This is a genomic window from Compostibacter hankyongensis, assembly GCF_039541075.1.
In the GTDB taxonomy this organism is placed as follows: domain Bacteria; phylum Bacteroidota; class Bacteroidia; order Chitinophagales; family Chitinophagaceae; genus Compostibacter; species Compostibacter hankyongensis.
The window spans coordinates 102116-125048 of sequence record NZ_BAABFN010000001.1 but is presented as its reverse complement, the minus strand read 5'-3'; the positions used below and the strand labels follow the sequence as shown (position 1 = coordinate 125048).

19 protein-coding genes and 1 tRNA gene are annotated in these 22933 nt (G+C 54.7%); 10 read left to right on the top strand and 10 right to left on the bottom strand.

Translation table 11 applies throughout. The features are described from left to right. The first annotated feature begins 122 nt into the window (after nucleotides 1–122). Complete coding sequence (locus tag ABD851_RS00495; RefSeq protein WP_344973622.1) at nucleotides 123–1760, top strand: RNA-binding domain-containing protein; 1638 nt, start codon at nucleotides 123–125, stop codon at nucleotides 1758–1760. A 129-nt stretch (nucleotides 1761–1889) separates the two neighbouring features. Beyond that, nucleotides 1890–3179: a glycosyl hydrolase family 28 protein gene (locus ABD851_RS00490; RefSeq protein ID WP_344973619.1), complete on the top strand. Its 1290-nt coding sequence runs from the start codon at nucleotides 1890–1892 to the stop codon at nucleotides 3177–3179. Nucleotides 3180–3246: 67 nt separating this feature from the next. Here ABD851_RS00490 and ABD851_RS00485 read toward each other — a convergent pair whose 3' ends face one another. From ABD851_RS00485 to recQ, 5 genes are all read right to left on the bottom strand, one after another. Next, nucleotides 3247–4029, bottom strand: coding sequence for an alpha/beta fold hydrolase (locus ABD851_RS00485; protein ID WP_344973616.1), 783 nt, complete (start codon nucleotides 4027–4029; stop codon nucleotides 3247–3249). A 101-nt stretch (nucleotides 4030–4130) separates the two neighbouring features. Continuing rightward, nucleotides 4131–4598, bottom strand: coding sequence for an SRPBCC family protein (locus ABD851_RS00480; RefSeq protein WP_344973614.1), 468 nt, complete (start codon nucleotides 4596–4598; stop codon nucleotides 4131–4133). Further along, a complete protein-coding gene (locus ABD851_RS00475; RefSeq protein WP_344973611.1) occupies nucleotides 4579–4923 on the bottom strand; it encodes an ArsR/SmtB family transcription factor in 345 nt (114 codons plus the stop codon). Before ABD851_RS00475 ends, ABD851_RS00480 begins: the two co-directional genes overlap by 20 nt. A 247-nt stretch (nucleotides 4924–5170) precedes the next feature. Then, nucleotides 5171–5246, bottom strand: a tRNA-Phe gene (locus ABD851_RS00470). 157 nt (nucleotides 5247–5403) lie between these two features. Beyond that, nucleotides 5404–7602 (bottom strand): DNA helicase RecQ, encoded by a 2199-nt coding sequence (gene recQ / locus ABD851_RS00465; RefSeq protein WP_344973608.1) that lies wholly within the window; start codon nucleotides 7600–7602, stop codon nucleotides 5404–5406. Nucleotides 7603–7784: 182 nt separating this feature from the next. Here recQ and ABD851_RS00460 point away from each other — a divergent pair, with 182 nt between their 5' ends. Next, complete coding sequence (locus ABD851_RS00460; protein ID WP_344973605.1) at nucleotides 7785–8762, top strand: KpsF/GutQ family sugar-phosphate isomerase; 978 nt, start codon at nucleotides 7785–7787, stop codon at nucleotides 8760–8762. Nucleotides 8763–8776: 14 nt separating this feature from the next. After that, entirely contained in the window at nucleotides 8777–9859 is a 1083-nt protein-coding gene (locus tag ABD851_RS00455; protein ID WP_344973602.1) for a mannose-1-phosphate guanylyltransferase, read from the top strand. Between the two features lie 58 nt (nucleotides 9860–9917). Here ABD851_RS00455 and ABD851_RS00450 read toward each other — a convergent pair whose 3' ends face one another. The 3 genes from ABD851_RS00450 to ABD851_RS00440 all read right to left on the bottom strand — a co-directional run bounded on the left by ABD851_RS00450 (nucleotide 9918) and on the right by ABD851_RS00440 (nucleotide 12815). Then, complete coding sequence (locus tag ABD851_RS00450; RefSeq protein ID WP_344973599.1) at nucleotides 9918–10550, bottom strand: carbonic anhydrase family protein; 633 nt, start codon at nucleotides 10548–10550, stop codon at nucleotides 9918–9920. A 60-nt stretch (nucleotides 10551–10610) separates the two neighbouring features. Then, nucleotides 10611–12257, bottom strand: coding sequence for a SulP family inorganic anion transporter (locus tag ABD851_RS00445; protein ID WP_344973596.1), 1647 nt, complete (start codon nucleotides 12255–12257; stop codon nucleotides 10611–10613). Nucleotides 12258–12530: 273 nt separating this feature from the next. After that, nucleotides 12531–12815, bottom strand: a complete 285-nt coding sequence (locus ABD851_RS00440; RefSeq protein ID WP_344973593.1) for a hypothetical protein — start codon at nucleotides 12813–12815, stop codon at nucleotides 12531–12533. A gap of 331 nt (nucleotides 12816–13146) precedes the next feature. Here ABD851_RS00440 and ABD851_RS00435 point away from each other — a divergent pair, with 331 nt between their 5' ends. The 5 genes from ABD851_RS00435 (at nucleotide 13147) to ABD851_RS00415 (ending at nucleotide 19929) form a co-directional block, all read left to right on the top strand. Next, the gene (locus ABD851_RS00435; RefSeq protein ID WP_344973590.1) at nucleotides 13147–13494 is read left to right on the top strand and encodes a PadR family transcriptional regulator; all 348 of its coding nucleotides are present in this window, start codon (nucleotides 13147–13149) and stop codon (nucleotides 13492–13494) included. Between the two features lie 46 nt (nucleotides 13495–13540). Continuing rightward, nucleotides 13541–15616 carry a PspC domain-containing protein gene (locus tag ABD851_RS00430; protein WP_344973587.1) on the top strand — a complete coding sequence of 692 codons (2076 nt, stop codon included), beginning with the start codon at nucleotides 13541–13543 and terminating at the stop codon, nucleotides 15614–15616. Nucleotides 15617–15831: 215 nt separating this feature from the next. After that, nucleotides 15832–17955, top strand: a complete 2124-nt coding sequence (gene feoB, locus ABD851_RS00425) for a ferrous iron transport protein B (RefSeq protein WP_344973584.1) — start codon at nucleotides 15832–15834, stop codon at nucleotides 17953–17955. A 110-nt stretch (nucleotides 17956–18065) separates the two neighbouring features. After that, nucleotides 18066–19016, top strand: a complete 951-nt coding sequence (locus ABD851_RS00420) for a M20/M25/M40 family metallo-hydrolase (protein ID WP_344973581.1) — start codon at nucleotides 18066–18068, stop codon at nucleotides 19014–19016. Nucleotides 19017–19686: 670 nt separating this feature from the next. Then, nucleotides 19687–19929, top strand: coding sequence for a hypothetical protein (locus tag ABD851_RS00415; protein ID WP_344973578.1), 243 nt, complete (start codon nucleotides 19687–19689; stop codon nucleotides 19927–19929). Nucleotides 19930–20026: 97 nt separating this feature from the next. On the opposite strand, the gene ABD851_RS00410 is transcribed toward ABD851_RS00415, so the two are convergent. Continuing rightward, entirely contained in the window at nucleotides 20027–21226 is a 1200-nt protein-coding gene (locus ABD851_RS00410; protein WP_344973576.1) for an MFS transporter, read from the bottom strand. A 72-nt stretch (nucleotides 21227–21298) separates the two neighbouring features. Continuing rightward, entirely contained in the window at nucleotides 21299–22303 is a 1005-nt protein-coding gene (locus ABD851_RS00405; protein WP_344973573.1) for a DUF3500 domain-containing protein, read from the bottom strand. Nucleotides 22304–22371: 68 nt separating this feature from the next. On the opposite strand from ABD851_RS00405, the gene ABD851_RS00400 reads away from it, so the two are divergent. Beyond that, entirely contained in the window at nucleotides 22372–22917 is a 546-nt protein-coding gene (locus ABD851_RS00400) for a sigma-70 family RNA polymerase sigma factor (protein WP_344973570.1), read from the top strand. Nucleotides 22918–22933 lie beyond the last annotated feature (16 nt).

Below are 22933 nucleotides of genomic sequence, written 5' to 3'. Positions count from 1 at the left end.
CCCGGGGATCTTTTTAAAGATAGTATTCACAGTGAATGACCTCAAATTCAATCTTTTTATTTATGCATATTTTTTATTTTTGATAAATGACAAGGGGCCAACTTATCCAAAGACTGAATGAATTGCGTTCGCTACCTGCTGAAACAGAAGTTATTGAATTCAAGGAAGCGAAGAATAATTTCCATTTTGATAAGCTCGGTAAATATTTTTCCGCACTCTCGAATGAGGCTAATTTGAAAGGGAAAGCGGAGGCTTGGCTGATATTTGGTATCGAAAACAAGGATCACCGGATTGTAGGCTCCCGTTACCGGCATGGCGATCGTTCGGGATTGGACAGCCTTAAAGGAGAGATCGCTGAAAAAACGACGAATCGCATTACTTTTATTGAGATCTATGAATTGAATTTACCAGAAGGTCGCGTGATCATGTTCCAGATACCGGCTGCTCCCCGGGGCTTTCCTATTGCCTGGGCAGGACATTATCATGGCCGGGATGGAGAAGAACTTTCTCCGCTCAATCTGGAAGAAATAGAAAGAATCCGGGAACAGGCTACTCGGATTGACTGGAGTGCCGCTACTTGTGAAGGAGCGACTATCGAGGATCTCCATCCTGAAGCAATACGTGTGGCCAGAGAAAAGTTTAAAGTAAAAAATCAGCGACTGGCCACTGAAATGGATGATTGGGACGATCTGACCTTCCTAAGCAAAGCGAAAATTATAATCGGGAACCGGATTACCAGGACTGCCATCATTCTTTTGGGGAAGCCGGAATCAGAATATTTTATTAACCCTGCTGTTGCGCGGATTACTTGGCTGCTGAAAGACAAAGAAAATCATGAAAAGGATTATCAACATTTTACTTGTCCTTTTCTTCTCGCAGTGGATGGTGTATTCGGAAAGATCCGTAACCTTAAATACCGGTATATAAAGGAGGATACATTATTCCCGGAAGAGGTAGATCAGTTCGATCCATTTACCATTCGTGAAGCTTTGAGCAATTGTATTGCGCATCAGGATTATTCCTGCGGAGGAAGAGTAAATGTGGTAGAACGTGAAGACGGATACCTGACTTTTACAAACTTAGGTGAATTTTTGCCAGGATCTATCGAAACAGTTATTGAGAGCGAAGAGCCTCCGGCATATTACCGAAATAGTTTTTTGGTAAATGCGATGGTAAACCTGAATATGATTGATACGGTAGGCAGCGGCATAAAGCGAATGTTCCGTCTGCAGCGGGAGAAGTTTTTCCCTATGCCCGACTATGATATAAGCGGGGGGAAAGTAAAAGCAACACTTACGGGAAAGGTTCTGGATATTGACTTTGCAAGAGTGCTGGCAAGAAACCCCGGGCTTTCTTTTTTCGAAATCTTAATGTTGGACAAGGTGCAAAAGAAAAAGGAACTATCGGATCATGAGATTTCCTATTTAAAAGATCGGCAACTAATAGAAGGAAGAAAACCTAATTTTCATATTTCTTTTTCCATAGCTGAAAAAACCGGCCGTAAAGCAGAATATATCAGGAACCGGGGGCTTAAAGATCAGCATTATAAAGATCTCATATTAGAGTTCATAGGTCAATATGGAGCGGCCACAAAAGCCGAAATTGACAAACTTATTCTGGATTTACTGCCCAATGTATTAAGCCCCAAACAGCAGGAGAATAAGGTCAGGAATCTTGTTTATTCGATGTCTAAGCGCGATAAAACGATTGTGAATGAAGGTACCCGAAGGAAGCCTGTTTGGAGAATGTCCCAGCCGTGATTAGATAAACTTTAGATAGACTTTAGATAAACTTTAGATAAACCCTTTGGGTCCAAAGATTCAAAATGCCCACAAATCATTGTAAATCAATAATGTAAACAAACAAGAATTTAACATAAAAAATCAAAGTTGAGAAAAGCCATATCGTTAAAATACCTCGTGCTCCTGGCCCTCGTTCTTGCTGGCTGTTTGAGCCCTCATCCGCTCGCAACCCGTCAAAACCGGGAGATCACCCCCAATGACTTCAAGGGGACCGATACGCAGCGCATCCTGCAGGCGGTCAAGGCAGCCAGCGGCACGACTCACCTGATCCGGATACCGGCCGGGAACGCCAACGGCACACGGGTATGGATGATCGACAGCGCTATTCTGCTGCCCTCGGATATGACGGTCATCCTCGATAACTGTACCCTGCAGCTATCCGATCCCAGCCGGGACAATATGTTCCGGAGCGATAACGTGGGGATCGGGATTGTCCATCCCGCATGGAACAAAAATATCCGCATCATAGGGATAGGGTCGGTGACCCTGAAAGGGGCGGCCAATCCGAGGGCGACGGGCGACGGGGCCAGGAAGCTCAGCCTTGATCCGGAGGCAGAGCAGCAAAAGGGCAACTGGCGCGTAAGCTATGGAAGCGATGCCGGTAAGGAAGGGCGGAAGCAAACGGGCGACTGGCGGAACATCATGATCCTGATGGCTTACGTCGATGGCTTTGAGCTGAGGAATATAAGCATAGAAAATGCGCATGCCTGGTCGGTCAGTTTTGAGCGTACCCGTAATGCCGAGCTGACCGATATCCGGATACACAATTCCGAATACGTGGAAGTGAACGGACGGCGGCTGATGACGTCCAACAAGGACGGAATCGATCTCCGGCAAGGCTGTAAGCACTTCAGGCTGGAGCGGATAACCGGAGTGACCGGCGACGATTTTATCGCCCTGTCCAACCTCGGCAGCAGCACGCCCGCGCTCGGTCCTGCCGGATCACTCCGTTCCACCATGGTCACCCCCGCAGCCTGGTCGGGGCCGGAAGACGATATCGAGCAGATATTCATCCGTAACATCTCCTGCGGAAACCGGTACAGGGGTATCGCGATCCGGGCCAGCGGAGCGGCGGCTATCCATCATGTCTTTATCGACGGCCTTAATTTCAGCGCAGTCGAAAACCGGGGAGAGGCCCTCCTGCTGGGCGGAAAAGGATATGGCAGGATGTCGGAGCGCGGAAAGATCAGCGACATCTACGCTATGAATGTTATGGGGAACGGCTTTTCCCTGGCCAGGATAGAAGCGCCCGTCCGGGATTGTTATTTCATGAACGGTATGTACTACGGTAACGGACAAACGCCGGTATTATACACGATAGGCCGGGATAGCACGGAAAATGTCTCCCAGGTGAACTGGCTGAAAGTAAGCCGCTGAAAGACCCGTGATGTCCCGCCGGATAACGCCGCCTGCGAGGAGACCGGCTCTCCCTGACCGGCACGGATCATTTCCCCAAAAAATCTTCGATCAGCGCTACGGCGATCCCGGGCAGCGGGCTGCCCTTTTCGGCTGTACAAACCTCGCCGATGAATGCGCCGTGCGTGCCGGGCAGGATCACGGCATGCGCATGGGGGATCAGCCGCCCCATTTTCAGGATATACTCCGGCCGGACCACGTCACGGTCGGCGCCCATGACCAATGCCGGCGCCTGTATAGCGCGGAGCTGATCGTCTGCCATGTCTTTGAACTGAAGCATACGTTGCCGGTCCTTCTCAAACATGATCCGCAGTCCGCCGGTATCCGGATGTACTTCCAGATAAGCTTCCTGCAGCGGCTGAGGCATGTCCTTAAGGGTGGCCTGCTGCAGCCCTTCGAAAAATCCGGGGATCAATCCTTCCCTTTTATAATTGGCTGAAATGACCACTATCTTGCGGACCCTTTCCGGGTGCCGGATGGCCAGCTGCAGGGCGGTGGTGCCGCCGTTGCTGAAGCCGATAAGATCGGCTTTGTCCGTTTTCAGGTCTTTCAGCAATGTCGCTACATCGTCGGCATCCTGTTCAAAGGACTCCGGCGCATCCCTGTCGCCGCTGCGGCCGTGCGCCTGCAGCTCCATGGCGATCACCTTATGATGGCCGGCAAGCAGGGGAAGCAGCGTACCCCAGTTGGAGGGGATGGTAGAGCCGCCGCCGTGTATCAGGACCAGCGGGGTTCCGTCTTCATTGCCGTGTATTTCGTAATACATCTTCAGACCGTTGACGGTGGCATATCCGGTGTGGACAGGTTTCATAGTCTGTGTTTTTTGTGCGTTTACAACCCTGCAGGGCAGGATGAATAATAATGCTGCCAGCGCGTATATTGATATGCCGAAACAATCATTTTTCATAGACATCAGGATTTTTCCGCCAGATGAGTCAGGTAGACGTCCAGCTTTGCTACATTCTGCGACAGCCCTTCTTTTGCGCCATGCGTTCTGATCACCTCGATAAATTCTTCCCGGTTGTCGAACAGCATATGCCAGTGCATCATCGTTTTATCATCCTGGCTTTCGAAGGTTACGGTCGTGATATGTCGGGGATATGACACGTGCTCAAAAACGATCCTTTGATGCAGGACGACTTCTTTGAAGACGTTTTTATTCTCATAGTCCGTACCGTCAGGGCCATGCATGATGAAGTGCCATTCGCCGCCGGGCCTGACCTCCATGTTGAAGATCGTATTGGTAAAGCCGTCGGGGCCCCACCAGTTCCGGATATGATCCGGATCGGTGAATACTTCCCAGACCAGCGCTACAGGGGCATTCAGCAGGCGGGAGATACGCAGCTCTCGGTCCGCCGTGCTACTTTTTTCGTTGGACATGTTGTTTTGATTTTTGAAGGTTATCCAGATAGTCTTCAAGCTTATCAAACCGTTTTTCCCAATGCTGCCGGTATTGGGCTATCCATGCGGATACCTCGCCCAGCGCATCCAGGGTGGCTGCACAATACCGTTCCCTTCCCTGCCGGGTGACGGCAATCAATCCGCACTCATGGAGGATCCTTACATGAAGGGAAATGGCCTGCCGGCTTACGTCAAACTTTTCAGCAATGGCGTTCACATTGAGTGGCTGCGCTGCGATCATACCGATTATGGCCCGGCGGGTGGGGTCGGCAATGGCCTGAAATACATCTCGTCTCGTTTTCATATTATGCAAGTACGTGCTTGCAAATATATGGGCAAGTATTTACTTGCGCAAATTTTTTTTCAGAAAGGTAAGCCGTCAATGGTTTACGAGATTATGTGCCAGTAGATTGGGTCAGAAAGAAAGCGGAAAAGACGGTGCAGGTGGAAAAGACAGGCGACCTTCCGGATGGGCCGGGCCTCCGGCAGCGGATCAAAACCCTGCCCGCCATTAAAGAAAAACGGCTTGCAAACCTTGGTTTACAAGCCGTTGGTGGTGTGGGCCGGGATCGAACCGGCGACACAAGGATTTTCAGTCCTTTGCTCTACCGACTGAGCTACCGCACCATCTTTGTTTCCGGCGGCCGTTCCACGGGAGAAGACCGGCCGGCCCCTTTTTAAGGGGAGTGCAAAGATAATCAATTTTAGAAATGTTCCAAGAATGGCGACGATATAGCGACAGGTTCCGGGATCGTTCTGCTGAAGCCGAAAAAGTACCGGCGGCTCAGTTCCCGTATTCGCTCAGGAACTTGATCCGCATCAGCTTCAGCTGCTCCACGGTATAATCGCCTTCGGTCAGCTCTTCCCGGGCCGCCTGCAGGCTGGAGGTCTCGCAGCCCTTGAAGTAATCGATGATCTCGTCCTGGGCATAGTCGTCGAGCTCCTCATCGATGCAGTAGTCCACGTTGAGCCGGGTGCCGCTGGCCACGATGGTTTCCATCTCGTCCAGCAGGTCGGGCATCGTCAGGTCTTTATTTTTGGCAATGGTTTCCAGGGGGATGCGTTTATCGATGTTCTGGATGATGAATACCTTGAGCCCGCTTTTGTTGACCACGCTCTTCATCACGAAATCATCCGGCTTTTCGATATCGTTCTCCTCCACGTATCTGGCGATCAGCTGGATGAACTTTTTGCCGTAGCGCAGGGCCTTTCCCTTGCTCACCCCCTGTATCCGTTCCAGCTCCTCAAGCGTGGTGGGGTAATGGGTGGCCATATCCTCGAGCGAGTTTTCCAGGAAGATCACGAAGGGCGGCAGGTTCTTTTCCTTGGCCACCTGCTTGCGCAGCTCCTTCAGCAAGTCGAACAGCACAGGGTCTGCCGAGGCGGGGGCGGCCGCATCTGCGCCTTCTTCGTCGGCCTGGTCTTCGTCGAACTGGTGGTTCAGCGCAAACTTGATGGAGTACGGTTTTTTCAGGAACCGGCTGCCTTTATCGGTGATCTTCAGGAGCCCGTATTCTTCGATATCTTTTTCAATAAGCCCTTCCAGCATCATCTGACGGATCAGCGAGCTCCAGAAGTGCGCGTCGTGCTCTTTGCCGGAGCCGAAAACAGCCAGCTTGTCGTGTTTGAAGGTATTGATCTGAGGGTTGTTCTTTCCGCAAAGCACGTTCACCACATAGTCGATGGCAAACCGTTCGTCGAGGGCCCTGATCGCCTTCAGGACGATCACCACCCTGTTTTTGACCTCTATCTTTTCTTTGGGGTAACGGCAGTTGTCGCATTGTCCGCAATCGTCCTGCTCGTACTTTTCCCCGAAATAGTGCAGGATCATTTTGCGCCGGCATACGGCGCTTTCGGCATAGGCCACGATCTCGTTGATCAGCTGGGCGCCCATTTCGCGTTCGCTGAGCGGCTTGTCGCGCATGAGGTGCTCCAGCTTCTGGATATCCTTGTGCGAATAAAAGCAGACACAGATGCCTTCCAACCCGTCGCGACCGGCCCGCCCGGTCTCCTGATAATAGTTTTCGAGGCTTTTAGGAATGTTGTAGTGGATGACGAAGCGCACATCCGGCTTGTCGATCCCCATGCCGAACGCAATGGTCGCCACGATCACGTCCACTTCTTCATTGAGGAACATGTCCTGCCGTTTGGCGCGCGTGGAGGCGTCGAGACCGGCATGATAGGCCACCGCCTTGATGTTGTTGGCCATCAGCATCCCCGCCAGCTCTTCGGTGGTTTTCCGGTTCAGGCTGTAGATGATCCCGCTTTTTCCCTTGTGCTGATGGATAAAACGCACGATATCCCGGTTGGTCTGGTCTTTTTTTCGCTTGGGCCGGATCTCGTAGTACAGGTTGGGACGGTTGAACGAGGAGATGAAAATGCCGGGATGGCGCAGCCCCAGGTTTTTGACGATATCGCTCTGTACTTTGGGAGTGGCGGTGGCGGTCAGCGCAATGATGGGCAGCTTGGGGTTGATCTCGTCGATCATTTCCCGGAGGCGCCGGTATTCCGGCCGGAAATCGTGCCCCCATTCCGAGATACAGTGGGCCTCGTCCACGGCGATAAAAGAGATGTTCATCTCCCGGAAAAGATCCAGGTTCTCCTGTTTGGTAAGGGTTTCCGGCGCCACATAGAGCAGCTTGGTCTTTCCCGAGGCCAGATCGGTCTTTACCTTGCGGATCTGTACCTTGGACAGCGTGGAATTTAAAAAATGCGCCACGTTGTCCATGCTGCTGTAGGAGCGGATCAGGTCCACCTGGTTTTTCATCAGCGCGATCAGGGGGGAAACGATCAGCGCACAACCCTCGCTGAGCAGGGCCGGAAGCTGGTAGCAGAGGGATTTGCCGCCCCCGGTGGGCATGATTACAAAAGTATCTTTTCCGGAAAGAATATGTTTTATGATCTTTTCCTGATTGCCTTTAAAGGATTCGAAGCCAAAATACCGGCGTAATGCATCTTTCAGGCCTCCTTTTGCCAAAGCCATCACAACTGAATTTTTATAATTGACATAATGCGATTGCGTTGTTAAGTCAACAAATTAGAATAAATCTTTATCTAAGTAAGGGCACACGAAATTAGTCAATTTTTACGAATAAGTCAAGAAGGGACTGCTCCGGATAAGAGCATGCCGTATCAAATCCGTTTTTTTCGTGTAGGTTTGCTTTCATGATAAAGGAAACGGCAGATACCGATCCGCTGGCCGTGGCCCGGCAGACCCTCCTGCTGGAGGCCGAGGCCATACGGGGATTGATTCCGCAGCTGAACGATGATTTTAACGGGGCGGTACGCATGCTGATGGAATGCCGGGGACGGGTGGTGGTGACCGGTATCGGCAAAAGCGCGCTGATCGCCAGAAAGATTGTGGCTACATTCAACTCTACGGGCACTCCGGCTGTTTTTATGCATGCGGCGGATGCCATCCACGGCGATCTGGGCATGGTACAGCCGGGCGATGTGGTGCTGTGCATTTCCAAAAGCGGGGTTTCGCCGGAGATCAAGGTGCTGGTGCCGCTGTTGAAAAGCTTTAAGAATCCGCTCATTGCCATGACGGGCAATAAAAGCGCTTACCTGGCCATCGAGGCGGCCTACGTGCTGGATACGGCGGTCAGCCGGGAGGCCTGCCCCAACAACCTGGCGCCTACCGCCAGCACGACGGTGCAGCTGGCCATGGGGGACGCCCTGGCCGTATCGCTGATGCGGCTCCGGGGATTCACCGGGGAAGATTTTGCCCGTTTTCACCCGGGCGGCACACTCGGGAAACAACTGTACCTGCGGGTGGGCGACCTGGCCGCGCGCAATGCCCGTCCACGGGTGCCGGCGGATGCCCCGCTGCAGGAAGTTATCGTGGAGATGACCGAAAAGCGTTTGGGCATGACAGTTGTTACAGATGACCGGGATGGTATCCTGGGCGTGATCACCGACGGCGACCTGCGCCGGATGCTCAACGGGCGTACAGACTGGCAGCAGGTACGGGCCACGGATATTATGACCATCCATCCCAAAACCGTTGAAGCGGGAGAAATGGCCGTTACGGCGCTGGCTCTCATGCGGGAACACAATATCACCCAGCTGGTGGTGGTCACCGGCGGCACCTATACCGGCGTCATACACCTGCATGATCTGATCAAAGAGGGAATTATTTAAACGAAGAGCGTGACATGAATCAAGAAGCGTATGTGGTAATTATGGCGGGCGGCATCGGCAGCCGTTTCTGGCCCATGAGCCGGACCCATCTTCCCAAACAGTTCCTGGATATCCTCAATACGGGAAAATCGTTGATACAGTGGACCTACGAAAGGTTTTCACAATTCATCACCCCCGATCATATTTTCGTGGTCACCCATCAGCAATATACCGGCACGGTCCGGGAGCAGCTGCCGGAGCTGCCCGTGCAGAATATCGTGGCGGAGCCTTCCCGGAAAAACACGGCTACCTGTATTGCCTACATCTCCTATAAGATCCTCCGCGAAGATCCTTCTGCCAATATTATCTGCGCCCCGGCAGACCATCTTATCGTGGATGCTACGGCCTTTACCAAAGTATGCCTGGAGGCGCTCGGTTTTGTAAAAAATCATCCTGCGCTGCTCACCCTGGGGATAAAGCCCACCCGGCCGGATACCGGCTACGGCTATATCCAGTACGAAACGGAGGCGGTATCGGATAACGTCTATAAAGTAAAAACCTTTACCGAGAAGCCCAATCGTGAGCTGGCCAGGACCTTCATGGAAAGCGGGGACTTCCTCTGGAATGCCGGCATCTTCGTCTGGAATGTAAAAAGCATTGTTGCTGCCTTCCGCGCCCATCTTCCCGAGATCAGCGAGCTTTTTGAAGCGGAGCAGGATAAGCTGAACACACCCGCCGAAGCCGAAAGCATTGCCTTTATCTACTCCCAGTGCACCAATGTTTCCATTGATTACGGCATCATGGAAAAGGCGGACAACGTATATGTTATCCCGGCCAACTTCGGCTGGAGTGATCTCGGCACCTGGGCTTCGGCCTATGATAACCTGGAGAAGGATTATCTGGACAATGCCGTATCCGGGAAAAACGTGGTGGTGATCGATGCCACCAAATGTATGGTCAGCGCTCCGCACGACAAGCTGATCGTGCTGCAGGGGCTCAACGACTTTATCGTTATCGATACCCCCGATGTGCTGCTGATCTGCCGGAAGGAAAACGAGCAGCAGATCAAAGAATATGTAGCCGAGGTGAAGCGCAACAAAGGGGAAAAGTTTTTATAAAAAAGCCCGGCATTTTCTGCGCCGGGCTTTTGGGTTGTCTTTTTCCGTCCGTCTGTTTTCAGCTTTTTTCCTCAAAGGTCACTGCGCCCGTTTCCACATCGTAAACTGCTCCGACAAGCCCCACTTCCCCGCGGTCTACCATCTCCCGGACCACCGTGCTCTGTTCGAGGATCAGCTTTACGGAATGTCTGACATTAAGCTGCGTCACCCCGTCCAGGAAGGCGGGATTGTCCGGCTGGCACTCGTCCCAGACCGCCGTTTCCGCTTCCACCGCCGGCCGGATCTTGTTCAGCAAGGAAGAAAGGTTCCCCAGCTCCACCCCGTCGCAGGCGCCTTTTATGGCTCCGCACTTGGTATGTCCGAGGACGACGATGAGCTTTGAGCCGGCTAACTTGCAGGCATATTCCAGGCTGCCGAGGATGTCCTCGTTGATGACATTCCCGGCGATACGTACGCTGAAGATGTCTCCCAGGCCCTGATCAAAGATGAGCTCTGCGGAAGTGCGGGAATCTATGCAGCTCAGGATGGCGGCAAAGGGCCATTGTCCGTCGCGGGTCTCGTTGACCTGCTGCAACAGGTTACGGTTGATCTTCAGGTTGTTTACAAAGCGGTAGTTGCCGGTTTTCAGCAGCTCGAGCGCTTTTTCGGGTGTCAGGCTTTCCTGTGTTTCTTTGGTGTTGGATCGTACCATGATATGTTTTTTCAGGGGCCGGGGTTGCCGGAAGGCAGCTGCCCGGCCCGGTGGTTCATATTAATTGATTAATTCTTTTAACAGCTCCCGGTGGGATTGTGCGGGAGGGGGTGTGGCTGCCGTCGGTTCCCAGGCAATGTTCTCCCCTTCGTTCTTCAGGATAAAGGTATGACCGGAGTTGGGAATTTTATAAACTTTCCTGAAGCCGGACAGCAGCAGGGTGATCTGTTTTTCCGGAGCCTTCACATCCCGGAACTCCCGGATCAGCTCCAGCACGTCGTGTGCGACGTATACCGTACGGGAACCATCGATCAATACCGTGCTTTTTTCCGGCAGCGCCTCGAGGGTCAGTTGTATGCTGGCCTTGTTCAGGAAAGAGACTTCCTGGGCCAGCTCTATCCGGATCAGGTCGCCGTCTCGGTATTTCCCTTTATGAAAGAAATAAGGGCTTTTTATATTGCCCCGCAGGATAGAGATCACGCTGACTGCCAGGCCGAGGAGCACCCCGATCAGCAGATCGGTCCATACGATGGCCACCACTGTTACCAGGAAGGGTACCCACTGGTGTTTTCCCTTGGCGAACATCTCCCGGAAGATGGCGGGGTTGCAGAGCTTGTAGCCCGTGATGATGAGCAGGGCCGCCAGGGTAGCCAGCGGTATCCGGTTGAGCAGGCCCGGGATCATCGCGGCGCAGACCAGCAGCAGCGCGCCGTGGGTAATGGTGGACAGCCTTGTCCTTCCCCCGGCATTGATATTGACGGACGAGCGGACAATCACCGAGGTTACGGGAAGACCGCCCAGCAGGCCGCTGACCAGGTTGCCCACCCCCTGGGCCTTCAGCTCGCGGTTCGGAGGCGTATACCGCCGCTGGGGATCCAGCTTGTCGGTAGCCTCTACGTTGAGCAGCGTTTCCAGCGAAGCCACGACGGCGATCGTCATAGCGGTGATCCATACCTCTTTTCCGGCCAGGGCGGAGAAGTCGGGAAAGGTGAACTGGCCGACAAAGCCCGCAAGATCATCCGGCACCGGCAGCTGTACAAGCTGCTTAATGTCCAGGCCCCAGCCCGGCATCCAGGCCCGGAACGCTTCCTGCATGGCCACGCCGAGCACTACGGCGGCCAGGGGAGCCGGGATTTTGCCGAGCCCGGGGATCTTTTTCCAGAAGATCAGCACCAGCAACGATACCCCGGCGATCAGGACCGCCCCGGGATGAAAAGCGTCCAGCATGGCGGCCAGGCTGGAGAAGGTATTTTCGCCGTTCAGCTGCCGGAAAGAAAAATCGCCCACCGCATCTTCGTCAAAGCCCACGGCATGTGGGATCTGCTTGAGCACGATGATGAGACCGATGGCAGCCAGCATGCCCTTGATAACGTTGGAAGGGAAATAGTTGGCCACCGTGCCGGCTTTAAGAAAGCCCATGAGCAGCTGCAGCAGCCCGGCCAGGACAACTGCCGCCAGGAAAATGCGGAAGTCCCCCATGCTGGTGATGGCGGAAAGCACAATGGCGGTGAGGCCCGCGGCGGGGCCCGCAATGCTGACCTGCGATTTGCTGAGCAGGCCCACTACAAGTCCCCCGCTCATCCCGGCGATCATGCCGGCATACAGGGGCGCCCCCGATGCCAGCGCAATGCCCAGGCACAGGGGGACGGCGATGAGAAAGACGATAACCCCGGAGACGAGGTCGCCTTTGATATGATTTGACTTCATAATTGCAGGGTTTTGGAATAGTCAATAGTCATTGGTCAGCAGTCATTGATCAACAGTCAATGGTTACTGGTCAGTAGTCACGGGAAGTCAGTGGCCAGTAGCGAGGTCTAAGGCTCACGCTCTAAAGTCTAAGGTCCGTTTTCAGGCGGATTAACCGGAAACCGGAAACTGAGCCCATTGACGATAGACTGTTCAAGATCTAAGGTCTATGGTTCGCTTTCAGGCAGACTAATCGAAAACCAGAAACTGGAAACTGATCCCACTGATTATAGACTATCCATTGGGAGGGGGGCTCAGGATTTCCACCCAGGGGAAGGGCGGGATATTGGCGGAGTGATGAATGGCCAGCGTACTTTCCATGGCGATCACCAGGGGAAGAAAAGGAGACTGGCTGTTACAATTGAATTTGCTTTTGATCTCTTTTTGTACCTGATCGGCGCCCTGATGCGGGAGCTCTTCCACCAGCTGGTTTTTAAACAAAAGCGCCCCTACCTCCTTCAGCGGAAGGAATTGTATGGAGGCCACGGAGACCAGCAGTATGCTCAGGATACGGCGCAAGGTCGACAGGTTTGCTGCAGCAAAAATAAGGGGACGCCCGGTTTTCCCGGCCTGGAAGATGTTAATTTTTTTGTTAAAAAACAGAATAAAGAACGCCATTCATCCCGAATTGCGTCCGCTTATCACTTTTGAGCAAACGCTCCACAGCGGCATAAATAGCCGTCTTTTGCCCGTGAAACCCTCTACCGGCCGGCACTTTTGGGCACAAGACGAGCTAATATCTTTTGCAAGTTATTTTGTAAAATATGGTATCATGTATTGCATAGTAGTAAATAATTGCTTTATCTTTGTGTGGTGAGACGGAGATACCGTTTTCTTAAGTCCTTGGATCATGAATATAGAAAACACACAATCACAGATGCGGAAAGGGGTGCTGGAGTTCTGCATCCTTTCCATCATTAAACAGGGGGAGGCTTATCCGTCCGACATCATCGAACAGATGCGGGCGTCCGGCCTCGATATCCTGGAAGGAACCCTGTATCCCCTGCTGACCCGCCTGAAGAACGCGGAACTGTTGACCTACCGCTGGGTGGAAAGCAACTCGGGCCCCCCCCGGAAGTACTTTTCACTCACCGAAAAAGGAGCTTCCTTCTACGGGGAGCTGGAAGCTACCTGGGAACAGCTGGCCACGGCAGTCAATAAACTTACCGGTCCCCAAACCGATATCCTTGAACCATAAACCATATCTATCTTAAAAACGCTTCTGTCTTTTAAATACTGCTGTCATGAAGAAGATCATTAATATAAATCTTTCCAGCCGGCTGATCCCCATAGAAGATACGGCTTACGAGCTGTTGAAAAACTATCTGGAAAGCCTGAAAAGACATTTTTCCCGGGAAGAAGGCGGCGAAGAGATTATCAGTGATATCGAAAGCCGTATCGCGGAGATCTTTCAGGAAAAGCTGAAAAAAGGCGCGCACTGCATTACCGATGAGGATGTCAGTGCCATGGTGGCCACGATGGGCCGTCCCGAGCAGCTCGAGGAAGAAACCGCCACGGAACCCCAGGAAAAGCAGCACGGCCCGGATGAACAGGCGTTCGTTACCGGGCGCCGCCTTATGCGCAATGAGAATGATAAGGTGCTGGGCGGGGTCTGCTCCGGTATCGCCGCCTTCTACCGCATCGATCCGGTGATCGTACGGGTGATTACTATCCTGCTGAGCCTGGCCTGGGGGACCGGAGTGCTGGTCTATATCCTGCTGTGGATCCTGCTGCCCTCTACCCGTACCCAGGTGAATCCGGTCCGCCGCCGCCTCTACCGGAACCCGGACCACCGGGTGCTGGGGGGGGTCTGCTCCGGCCTGGCGGGTTATTTCAACCTGGACGCGGTAGTGGTCCGGCTCATCTTTGTGGCCCCCTTGTTCGGCGTCATCCTGTTCAGCATCTTGCGGCATGGTCCCTTTTGGGGCATCTTCCCCTTCTTCTTTTCGCTTTTTGTAGGGCTGCTGCCTACGGCGGTGGTCGTGTATCTTGTGCTCTGGATAGCCGTGCCCAAGGCCGTCACGATCACGGAGAAGCTGGAGATGCGGGGCGAAAAGGTGGACCTGCAGGCCATTTCCAACGCCCGCAAGGGGGATACTACGGAAAAAAAAAGTGAAGTAGGCGCCGGGGAAGCCGACGTCGAAGCGGATGCAGCGGTCACTTCCGGTCCTGCGGCCTCCTCCTATTACTATCCGCCCCGGCAGCGCAACGGCCTTGGTGAAATAGTCCTCTTTTGCCTGAAAGCCATCGGTTTTCTCCTGCTCGGTTTTGTGCTGCTGGTGCTCTGCGCCGTGCTGATCGGGCTGGCCGGGGGCTTTATGGGGGCCTCCATCTTTTCCGGAGGTATCTTCCCCTTCCGGGGCATACTGCTCCATTCGTTCCTGCAGCAGTTCCTGGCCTGGCCGGCCATCCTGCTGACCCTGGGCATCCCCGTGGTGGCCATCATCTGGTTGCTGATCCGGCTGATCACCGGGTTCCGCCCCAAATCTAACATAGTAGGCTGGACCCTTACCCTGCTCTGGGTGGCCGGGCTCATCTGCGCCATCTGGCTGTGCATTTCGGTGGCCCGCGATTTCCAGATGTCTTTCCGGGAAAATACCCCGGTACCGGTGACGCAGCCTTCGGGCAACCGGTTTGTCATCCGGCAGGCGGAAACCAACAGCTTTATCGGGGGCGGCTCTATCTTCGGGGACCGGATCCGGATCGCCGACGATACCGTATTTTTTAACAGCGTGCGGCTAAAGGTCGAGAAAAGTTCTACCGACAGCTTTATGGTAGAGCTGGTCCGCTTCTCCAACGGACATAGCGTCAGCCAGGCGCGTATGCTTGCCGAGCAGCTCAGCTACGGGATCACCCAGCAGGACTCCGTATTGCTGCTGGCGCCGGGCTACGCGCTGCCCTCTGGCTCCCCCTTCCGCAATCAGCGGATCGCGGTAAAGATAATGGTGCCGGTAGGAAAAGAGATCTTTATCGGGGACGACATGCGATTGAACCGCTGGGGAAATTACTGGAACAACGACTGGGACGATAACTGGGACCGCTGGGACGATAATACCCTTTACCGCATGACGCCGGAAGGCCTGAAGAAAGCGGAGGAGATCGAAATTCCCGAAGCCCCGGAACAACCCGAGCACCCCGAAGCGCCGGAGGCCCCGGAGCACGCCCGGAAGCCGGCCCGGAACGTAAAATACCACGAGGATCATCCTGCCCCGCCCGCCGATGAGGAGGGGCGCGCAGAACAGGATGCGACCCGCTCCACCCGCATCACGATGGACGGCTTTTCCGAGACCTTTAACGCCCTGTTTGCCCTGCAGGACTGAGCATTGCGCGGCCCCCGTCGTCACCGCGCATTACAGCAGTCCATGTTTGATTACAAAGCCATCCCCGCCTCAACGTGCGCCCTGCGTGCACGGCAGGCGGGATGGTTTTTTCCTTTTTGGAACAATCTTTTTACCGATCGGATCGGTCTTCCCCCCATTTTATCCATAGCTTTGCGCAGATTTCAGGCAAACCGTGCGTATCAGGAATTAACTTCATGCAGCCAAGACTCAATATAGCGCTGGTGGGAAATCCCAACAGCGGGAAAAGTTCCCTTTTCAATGTCCTTACCGGCCTGAACCAGAAGGTAGGCAACTTCCCGGGGGTTACGGTGGATAAAAAAACCGGGTTTTGCCGTATCGATGAAAAGCTGGCTGCGACCATCATTGACCTTCCGGGGACCTACAGCCTGTATCCCAAAAGCGCGGACGAATTTGTAACCTACGACATCCTGCTGAACCCGGACAACCGGGATAAGCCGGATATTGTCGTCATCATCGCCGACGCCTCCAACCTGAAGCGCAACCTGCTGTTCTGCTCCCAGATCATCGACCTGAAGATCCCCGTCGTCATCGCGCTCAGCATGATGGACCTGGCCAAGAAGCAGGGGGTGGAGATCGATGTGCCGGGACTGGAGCGGGAGCTGGGCGTACCGGTGGTGCCCATCAATCCCCGGAAAAACCGGGGGATCGCCGGTCTGAAAAAGGCCGTAGCGCTGACCGCCGCCGGGCAATACCAGGTGCCGGCCCGGGATTTTATTGAAAATACCGCGCTCGCGCCGGCCACCATCGCCGATATCCGGAAGTTTATCCCCCACGAAAGCAGCTATGCGGCGCTGCATATCGCCACCCATGCCGAAGACCTCTCTTTCCTCGACCCCGGTCAGCGGCTGGCTGTGAAGCAGATCCTCGAGGAGCACCGGTTTAACAAGACCAAGGCCCAGGGCGAAGAGGTGATACAACGGTATGCCCGGATCAAGCATATCATGAATGCCACCGTAGCCGAGAAGGACCCGCTCCAGAAATCGCTGATCACCGAAAAGATCGACAACATCCTGCTGCACCGTTTCTGGGGCTATGTGATTATGCTGGCGGTGCTGTTCCTGATCTTTCAGAGCATCTTCTGGCTGGCCCAGTATCCCATGGACGCCATCGACGGCGGGTTCAGCGCGCTCAGCGGCTGGCTGGGACACACGCTGCCGGACAACAAGCTTACCGACCTGCTGGTCAACGGTCTCCTCGCCGGGATCGGGGGCATTGCCGTTTTTATTCCCCAGATCATGATCCTCTTCGGGCTGATCACCATCCTGGAAGATACCGGCTATATGGCCCGGATCAGCTTTCTCACCGACCGGCTGATGCGGCAGGTAGGGCTCAACGGTAAATCCGTCATGCCCCTCATCAGCGGGGTGGCCTGCGCCGTGCCGGCCATCATGTCTGCCCGCAGCATCGAGAACCGCAAGGAACGGTTTATCACGATCATGGTGACGCCCCTCATGAGCTGCTCGGCCCGTCTCCCGATCTATACCATCATGATCGCCCTGGTGATCCCCGACAAGACCATGCTCGGGCTTTTCAGCCTGAAGGGACTGGTGATGATGGGGCTGTACCTCCTCGGTTTTGTCATGGCCGTGCTGATCGCTGCCGTGATGCGGCTCCTGGTCAGGATACGCGAAAAAAGCTATTTCATCATGGAGCTGCCGGTGTACCGGGCGCCCCGCTGGAAAAACGTGGGGGTCACCATGATACAGAAGGCCCGCATCTTTGTTACCGATGCCGGAAAGGTGATCATCGTGATCTCCCTGATCCTCTGGTTCCTGGCGGCCCACGGCCCCGCACGCGAAATGGAGCAGGTGCAGCAGCAGTATACGGAGCTGATGCAGTCCCATCCCGGGGAGCGGCAGGAGCTGTCCAATGCGTTGCAGGCCGCCCGGCTGGAACATTCTTATGCCGGGCATCTGGGCAAAGCCTTCGAGCCCCTGATCCGGCCGCTGGGATTCGATTGGAAGATCGGCATTGCCCTCATCACCTCTTTTGCCGCCCGTGAGGTGTTTGTCGGCACCATGGCCACCCTGTACAGCGTGGGGAACGATGTGGATGAGGATGCGGCCACCCTGCGCGAAAAAATGGAAGCGGCGCGCCGGCCGGACGGATCGCCGGTGTACGACCTGCCCACCGGGCTTTCGCTCATCATCTTCTATGCCTTTGCCATGCAGTGTATGAGCACGCTGGCCGTCGTAAAACGGGAGACCAAATCCTGGAAGGTGCCGGCCCTGCAGTTTGCCTATATGTTTGTGCTGGCCTATGTGGGCAGCCTGCTTACCTACTTCATTTTCAGCTGATCCGTCGCCGGTAATCTGCCGCCGGTTCGCCCCCCTCCGGTCTTCGGCTGCGTTGTGCTCAGTATCCTCCTGGTACATAATTTGCTGCATAGGCGGAAACCCGTACGACCATGCGATGGCTGCCGCTGCTGCTGTTTTTTCTCTTTCCCCGGACGCTCCTGTCCCAGTCGTTTTCCCCGGATTCCGCCCGGCTGATGATGGATGTAAGAACGCTTTCCGCCGATAAGATGAAGGGCCGCCGCACCGGGACTTCCGGCAACCGCATGGCCCAATTTTATATCCTGCAGCGCTTCCGCGAAGCCGGCCTGCTGCCGCTGCAGGGAGAGAGCTACGAATACCCCTTCTTTTTTACCGGCAAATCGGGGGAAAAGATCATGGGCACCAACCTCCTGGGCCGGATAAAAGGCCGTACGGATGATATCATCGTGCTTTCTGCACATTATGATCACCTCGGTACCGGAGCGCCGGTAAACGGAGACTCCATCTATAACGGGGCGGACGACAATGCCTCCGGCGTGGCCGGGCTGCTGGCCCTGGCGGCATGGTTTAAATCGCATCCCCCGCGCCATACCCTCGTCTTCGCCGCTTTCGATGCCGAAGAAGCCGGTCTGAAAGGGGCTCAGGCTTTTGTACAGCAGTTTCCGCAGCTGATCCGGCAGACCCGGCTGAACCTCAACATGGATATGATCAGTCATAACGGCAAAGGGGAACTGTATGTCTGCGGTACCCGTGCCTTTCCGGCGCTAAAGCCCCTGCTGGACGGCGCGGGTGAAGACAGCGGCATCCGGCTGCTGACGGGGCATGATGATCCTGCCGATCCGCGGAACGACTGGACCCGGCAAAGCGATCAGGGCGCATTTTTTGACCGCCACATTCCCTTTCTGTACTTCGGGGTGGAAGATCATTCCGATTATCACCGGCAAAGCGACAGCTTTGACCATATCCATCTTTCTTTTTTCTTCCATGCTGTGGAAGCGATCACCCGGGTAGCCGCAAAGGCGGACGCCGGTCTTCCGGATATCAAGGTACCGCCGCGGGAGAAATGGATCAGCGGACGGTAGGGAAGTTTCGGGTTCCCGGTTTGAAGTTTCGGGTTTGAGGTTTCCTGCCCGGCAGGGGATTGCAGGCTAATCCTGCGTATTGGATTTCCTTTCCCGGTAACCTTTCAGGAAAAAATATCCTTTTACGGCGAAGCCGGCAACCAATAAAAGAATGGCGAAAAACAATCCCCCCGAATGAGAGGATGGCAGATCCAGTTTATGATGATAACGGAGAATTATAATTGCGGCGGCGACGGATAAAACAATATAGCCGGTTAAAAAGATCAGGGCTCCTCCTTTGAGCCCGAAAACAGCTGTTAAAATCTTCCAGACTAACCAAACCAGGGTAATGCCGAGGATAGCGTAGAGCATATAGTTTGTTTATGCGATGGATGTAAGGCAAGATGCCTGTCAGACTAAAATTAGGCGGCAAGGCTTCGAAGCCTGCTTATAAAGATAAGCATTCAATGGTATTTTTCTCACATAAATTTAAAAGAGAAAATGTAATATGGGCGCTTGTTCGGCCAAGGCTCCGTTCTGGTTTGAAATTTGGAGCTGGAGGTGTCGGATGTGAGATTTAAAACCGGCCCGCTGGAATTTAACCTCAGGCGCCAACCTGCATTGTTAAATGGCGTATCTTGTAAAGGACAATCTCCCGCTGCAGGGCGGAAGAACTTAAGCGAAAAAGACCATGGGACGCGAGCAGAAAGGAATGGACCCCGAGCTGATCAGCCAGTTTAAAAAGATCGCCCTGTCGCTGCTGATCTGGCTGGGCTGGCTGATCCTGAACACCTTCCTGGGCGTAGTGCTGGACCTGGGCTTTTTCGACAATCCCGGCATCCCGCTATGGGTGCATATTCTTTTTTTCGTCTGGTATGCCGCAGGCTTTGCGGCCATGATCTGGATCACCAAGGTGAAGATCTGGCACCGGTGAGAAGGTTTGAGGTTTCCTGTTGCCGGTTTGACGTTTTGCGTTCGATGCAATTATCAAATCAGCACATCATCAAATCACCAAATTATTAAAATGCCTTTTACCTTTCACCTTTTACCTCTTTGCCCCTCAGGGGATCAGGGGTTCTTCCCCATTGCAGGTATACGAAAGCCAGGAAGGCCAGCCCGCTCATGATGGCGAACGTCAGCGTGATGCCGGTCTGCGGCAGCCGGGCATAACACCAGCCGCTGAGCAGGGCGCCTGCTCCGATAGAGATCTCCATGGCGATAAACAGTGTCGCCAGCGCACGTCCCCGGTGATGCGGATGCGACAGGTCCACCGCCCAGGCCGCCGCTGCGGGGGTAAACAACCCCATGGAAAGACCATACAGCAGGGCGGCCGACAACAGCGCCCAGCGCGTGTCCGCAGAAAGGATCATATACATGGAAATGCCCATCAGGATGCCGGCCACCTTTAACACGGGCACACGTCCGTACCGGTCGGCGGCATGGCCGGCCAGCAGGCGTATGCCTACCGCGCTGATGGTATAAAAGGTAAAAAACAAACCCTTGTTTTCCACGCCCGCATGCCGGCTGAGCGCCGGAACCAGGGTAAGTACCGCACCATACCCGGCATAGAGCAGCAGGGTCACCACCGAAGGAGGGATAACCTTAGGCTCGATGATCTCCTGCCGGGACACCCGGAGCAGGGACCAGCGGAAGGGCTGCCGCTGTGTCAGCGTCTCCCGCATGCCCGCGAGGATGATCACCGAAACCAGTGCGAGAAACGCCGAGAGGTAAAACATGACTGTAATCCCATACAGATCGGTAAGATAGCTGCCGGCCGCCGGTCCGGCGGAGAAGCCCAGCGAAGACGACAACCCCAGCGTACCCATGGCCCGGGCCCGCTGCTCCGGCGGCGCAATGTCCGCCACATAAGCCGAAGCGCCGGTAGGCTTGAATCCGGTGGAGAAGCCGTGCAGGAAACGCAGGAATAAAAAGCCGCCGACGGTCGTCAGCACGGGATAAAGCAGGCTGCAGACCACGCAGACCGCCGAACCGTAGATCATTACCGGAATGCGCCCTACCGTATCGGCCAGCTTGCCGCTGAAAGGGCGGGACAGCCCGGCCATCAGGGTAAACAGGGCGATGATCAGCCCCAGGTAATCGCGTCCGCCCAGCGCAATGAGATAATCGGGCAGCTCCGGGATGGGCATGTTGAAGCTGCAGGCAAACAGGAAGTGGCTGCAGCACAGCAGGAAAAACTGCAGACGGGCGCGGTGGTCTTGCTCCGGAGGCATGCGCAAAGATAGGAAGTAGGGATACAACGGGCAGGGCCGCCTGTGCGGCCGGCAGATTAGCAGACTCCGGGGCTACAGCGCTCCTCCGAAATCCTGTGCCGGCATCCGCCACAGCGTATGGATATGCTGCTGATCCTGCATACGGCTGCAGTATTCGATGATATTACCGGGAGACAGCAACCGGTAATAAAACGGCGACCCCGGCGCGGTGCCGCCGATCCAGGCAAAACGGAGCTGCCCCCATTCCTTCCCGGTGATCGTTTGATAATACTTATCCGCCAGGGAGGGCCTGAGGTTGCCGGTATAGCTCCGGATCAGGGCTTTCAGAATCGATTGTTGCCCCGCGTTCAGCGCAGTGGCCGGGATGCCCTGGGGATGGGTGATAAAGTCTTCTTTCCCCGTATGGGCCTGGACGTCGCCGGGAACCTTGGCGCCCAGCACAGCCTGCTTTTGCTGGCCCGCATCCAGCGATTGTAACAATTGCCAGGCCAGATGCGTGGCATCGGGCATGTTTTCCAGTCCCGCCAGCGGCCCGTCCGGCAGCACAGCCGGATGGGAGCCCAGGAAAAAAGGCGTCACCGAGACGCCCTTTGGCGACACCGTTACGCTCAGTGAAAAATGATGGCCTTCAAAGCGCCAGCCCCAGCGCTGATCTTTCCCCGGCGTGCCGAAAACTGCGAGGCGGTACCAGCCGCTGCCATAGTAGTCTGATACCGGTGGCTTATAATAATTTTTCTTCAGCCAGTCGTCCAGCCGGATCACATTGGCCAGCTTCAGATAACCCTGTTCGCTCAGCACGGTCAGCAGCAGCCGGTGCGTCAGCCGTTTCTGACGGTCGCTCATTTCCTCCAGCTTTAGACCCTTCCGTGCATGCAGGTTCTCCGGTTCGTTTCCCCAGCGCAGCCTTTCGGGATCGTCAAAAGTCAGCAGGGCTTGCCGGCGCTGGTCGGGACGGAGGCTGTCTACAAACTGCCGGGCGGCGACCGCAATAGTATCCTGCAGGGTAGCTTCTTGCGCCCGGACCAGATAGCCCGGTAGCAGGCATACCCACAGGAAAAGACAGGATTTCTTGATCATACAAGAAAGTTACGATAAATAGGATATTGAGGCAATTTTTTATCTTTAAACAGCTTTATCCTCCGTCTATGCACTCCGGTTATACCGATGATGAATTGCTGCAACTGGTAAAAGTATCAGATGAAACTGCGTTTGCCGAGATATACCGGCGTTATTGGCATAAGCTATATGCCGTAGCGGTCTATCATCTGCATGCAGGGCCGGGAGCGGAAGATGTAGTGCAGGAGGTGCTGGCCGGTCTGTGGCTGCGGCGGACGGAGCTGGAGATCACCTCGCTCTATGCCTATCTTGCAGCGGCCACACGCTATGCCGTATTCCGGCAAGTGGCCCGGAAAAACCGGGAACGCCATATTCTCCGTGGACTGTCGCCGGAGCCCGTTGCCGTAGAGGAGGAGATCCGGGTGCATTTCCTGCAGGAGATGATCCGCGAAGAAGTAAACCGGCTGCCGGAGAAGTGCCGTCTCGTCTTTCGCTGCAGCCGCGACAAGGGCATGTCGAACAAAGTCATCGCCCGCAAATTCGGAATATCTGAAAAGGCTGTGGAAAAGCATATTACCTATGCGCTGCGTCAGCTCAGGACGCAGCTGAAACATTTTTCCTGGCTTTTGTTCTGATCTACCTAAAAAAAAT

What these genes read in the sequence shown, in the direction of transcription:
- ABD851_RS00485 (WP_344973616.1), bottom strand. Translation starts at nt 4,029, where the DNA reads ATGAAACCTGTCCACACCGGATATGCCACCGTCAACGGTCTGAAGATG.
- ABD851_RS00480 (WP_344973614.1), bottom strand. Translation starts at nt 4,598, where the DNA reads ATGTCCAACGAAAAAAGTAGCACGGCGGACCGAGAGCTGCGTATCTCC.
- ABD851_RS00475 (WP_344973611.1), bottom strand. Translation starts at nt 4,923, where the DNA reads ATGAAAACGAGACGAGATGTATTTCAGGCCATTGCCGACCCCACCCGC.
- recQ (WP_344973608.1), bottom strand. Translation starts at nt 7,602, where the DNA reads ATGGCTTTGGCAAAAGGAGGCCTGAAAGATGCATTACGCCGGTATTTT.
- ABD851_RS00460 (WP_344973605.1), top strand. Translation starts at nt 7,785, where the DNA reads ATGATAAAGGAAACGGCAGATACCGATCCGCTGGCCGTGGCCCGGCAG.
- ABD851_RS00455 (WP_344973602.1), top strand. Translation starts at nt 8,777, where the DNA reads ATGAATCAAGAAGCGTATGTGGTAATTATGGCGGGCGGCATCGGCAGC.
- ABD851_RS00450 (WP_344973599.1), bottom strand. Translation starts at nt 10,550, where the DNA reads ATGGTACGATCCAACACCAAAGAAACACAGGAAAGCCTGACACCCGAA.
- ABD851_RS00445 (WP_344973596.1), bottom strand. Translation starts at nt 12,257, where the DNA reads ATGAAGTCAAATCATATCAAAGGCGACCTCGTCTCCGGGGTTATCGTC.
- ABD851_RS00435 (WP_344973590.1), top strand. Translation starts at nt 13,147, where the DNA reads ATGAATATAGAAAACACACAATCACAGATGCGGAAAGGGGTGCTGGAG.
- ABD851_RS00430 (WP_344973587.1), top strand. Translation starts at nt 13,541, where the DNA reads ATGAAGAAGATCATTAATATAAATCTTTCCAGCCGGCTGATCCCCATA.
- feoB (WP_344973584.1), top strand. Translation starts at nt 15,832, where the DNA reads ATGCAGCCAAGACTCAATATAGCGCTGGTGGGAAATCCCAACAGCGGG.
- ABD851_RS00420 (WP_344973581.1), top strand. Translation starts at nt 18,066, where the DNA reads ATGCGATGGCTGCCGCTGCTGCTGTTTTTTCTCTTTCCCCGGACGCTC.
- ABD851_RS00415 (WP_344973578.1), top strand. Translation starts at nt 19,687, where the DNA reads ATGGGACGCGAGCAGAAAGGAATGGACCCCGAGCTGATCAGCCAGTTT.
- ABD851_RS00410 (WP_344973576.1), bottom strand. Translation starts at nt 21,226, where the DNA reads ATGCCTCCGGAGCAAGACCACCGCGCCCGTCTGCAGTTTTTCCTGCTG.
- ABD851_RS00405 (WP_344973573.1), bottom strand. Translation starts at nt 22,303, where the DNA reads ATGATCAAGAAATCCTGTCTTTTCCTGTGGGTATGCCTGCTACCGGGC.
- ABD851_RS00400 (WP_344973570.1), top strand. Translation starts at nt 22,372, where the DNA reads ATGCACTCCGGTTATACCGATGATGAATTGCTGCAACTGGTAAAAGTA.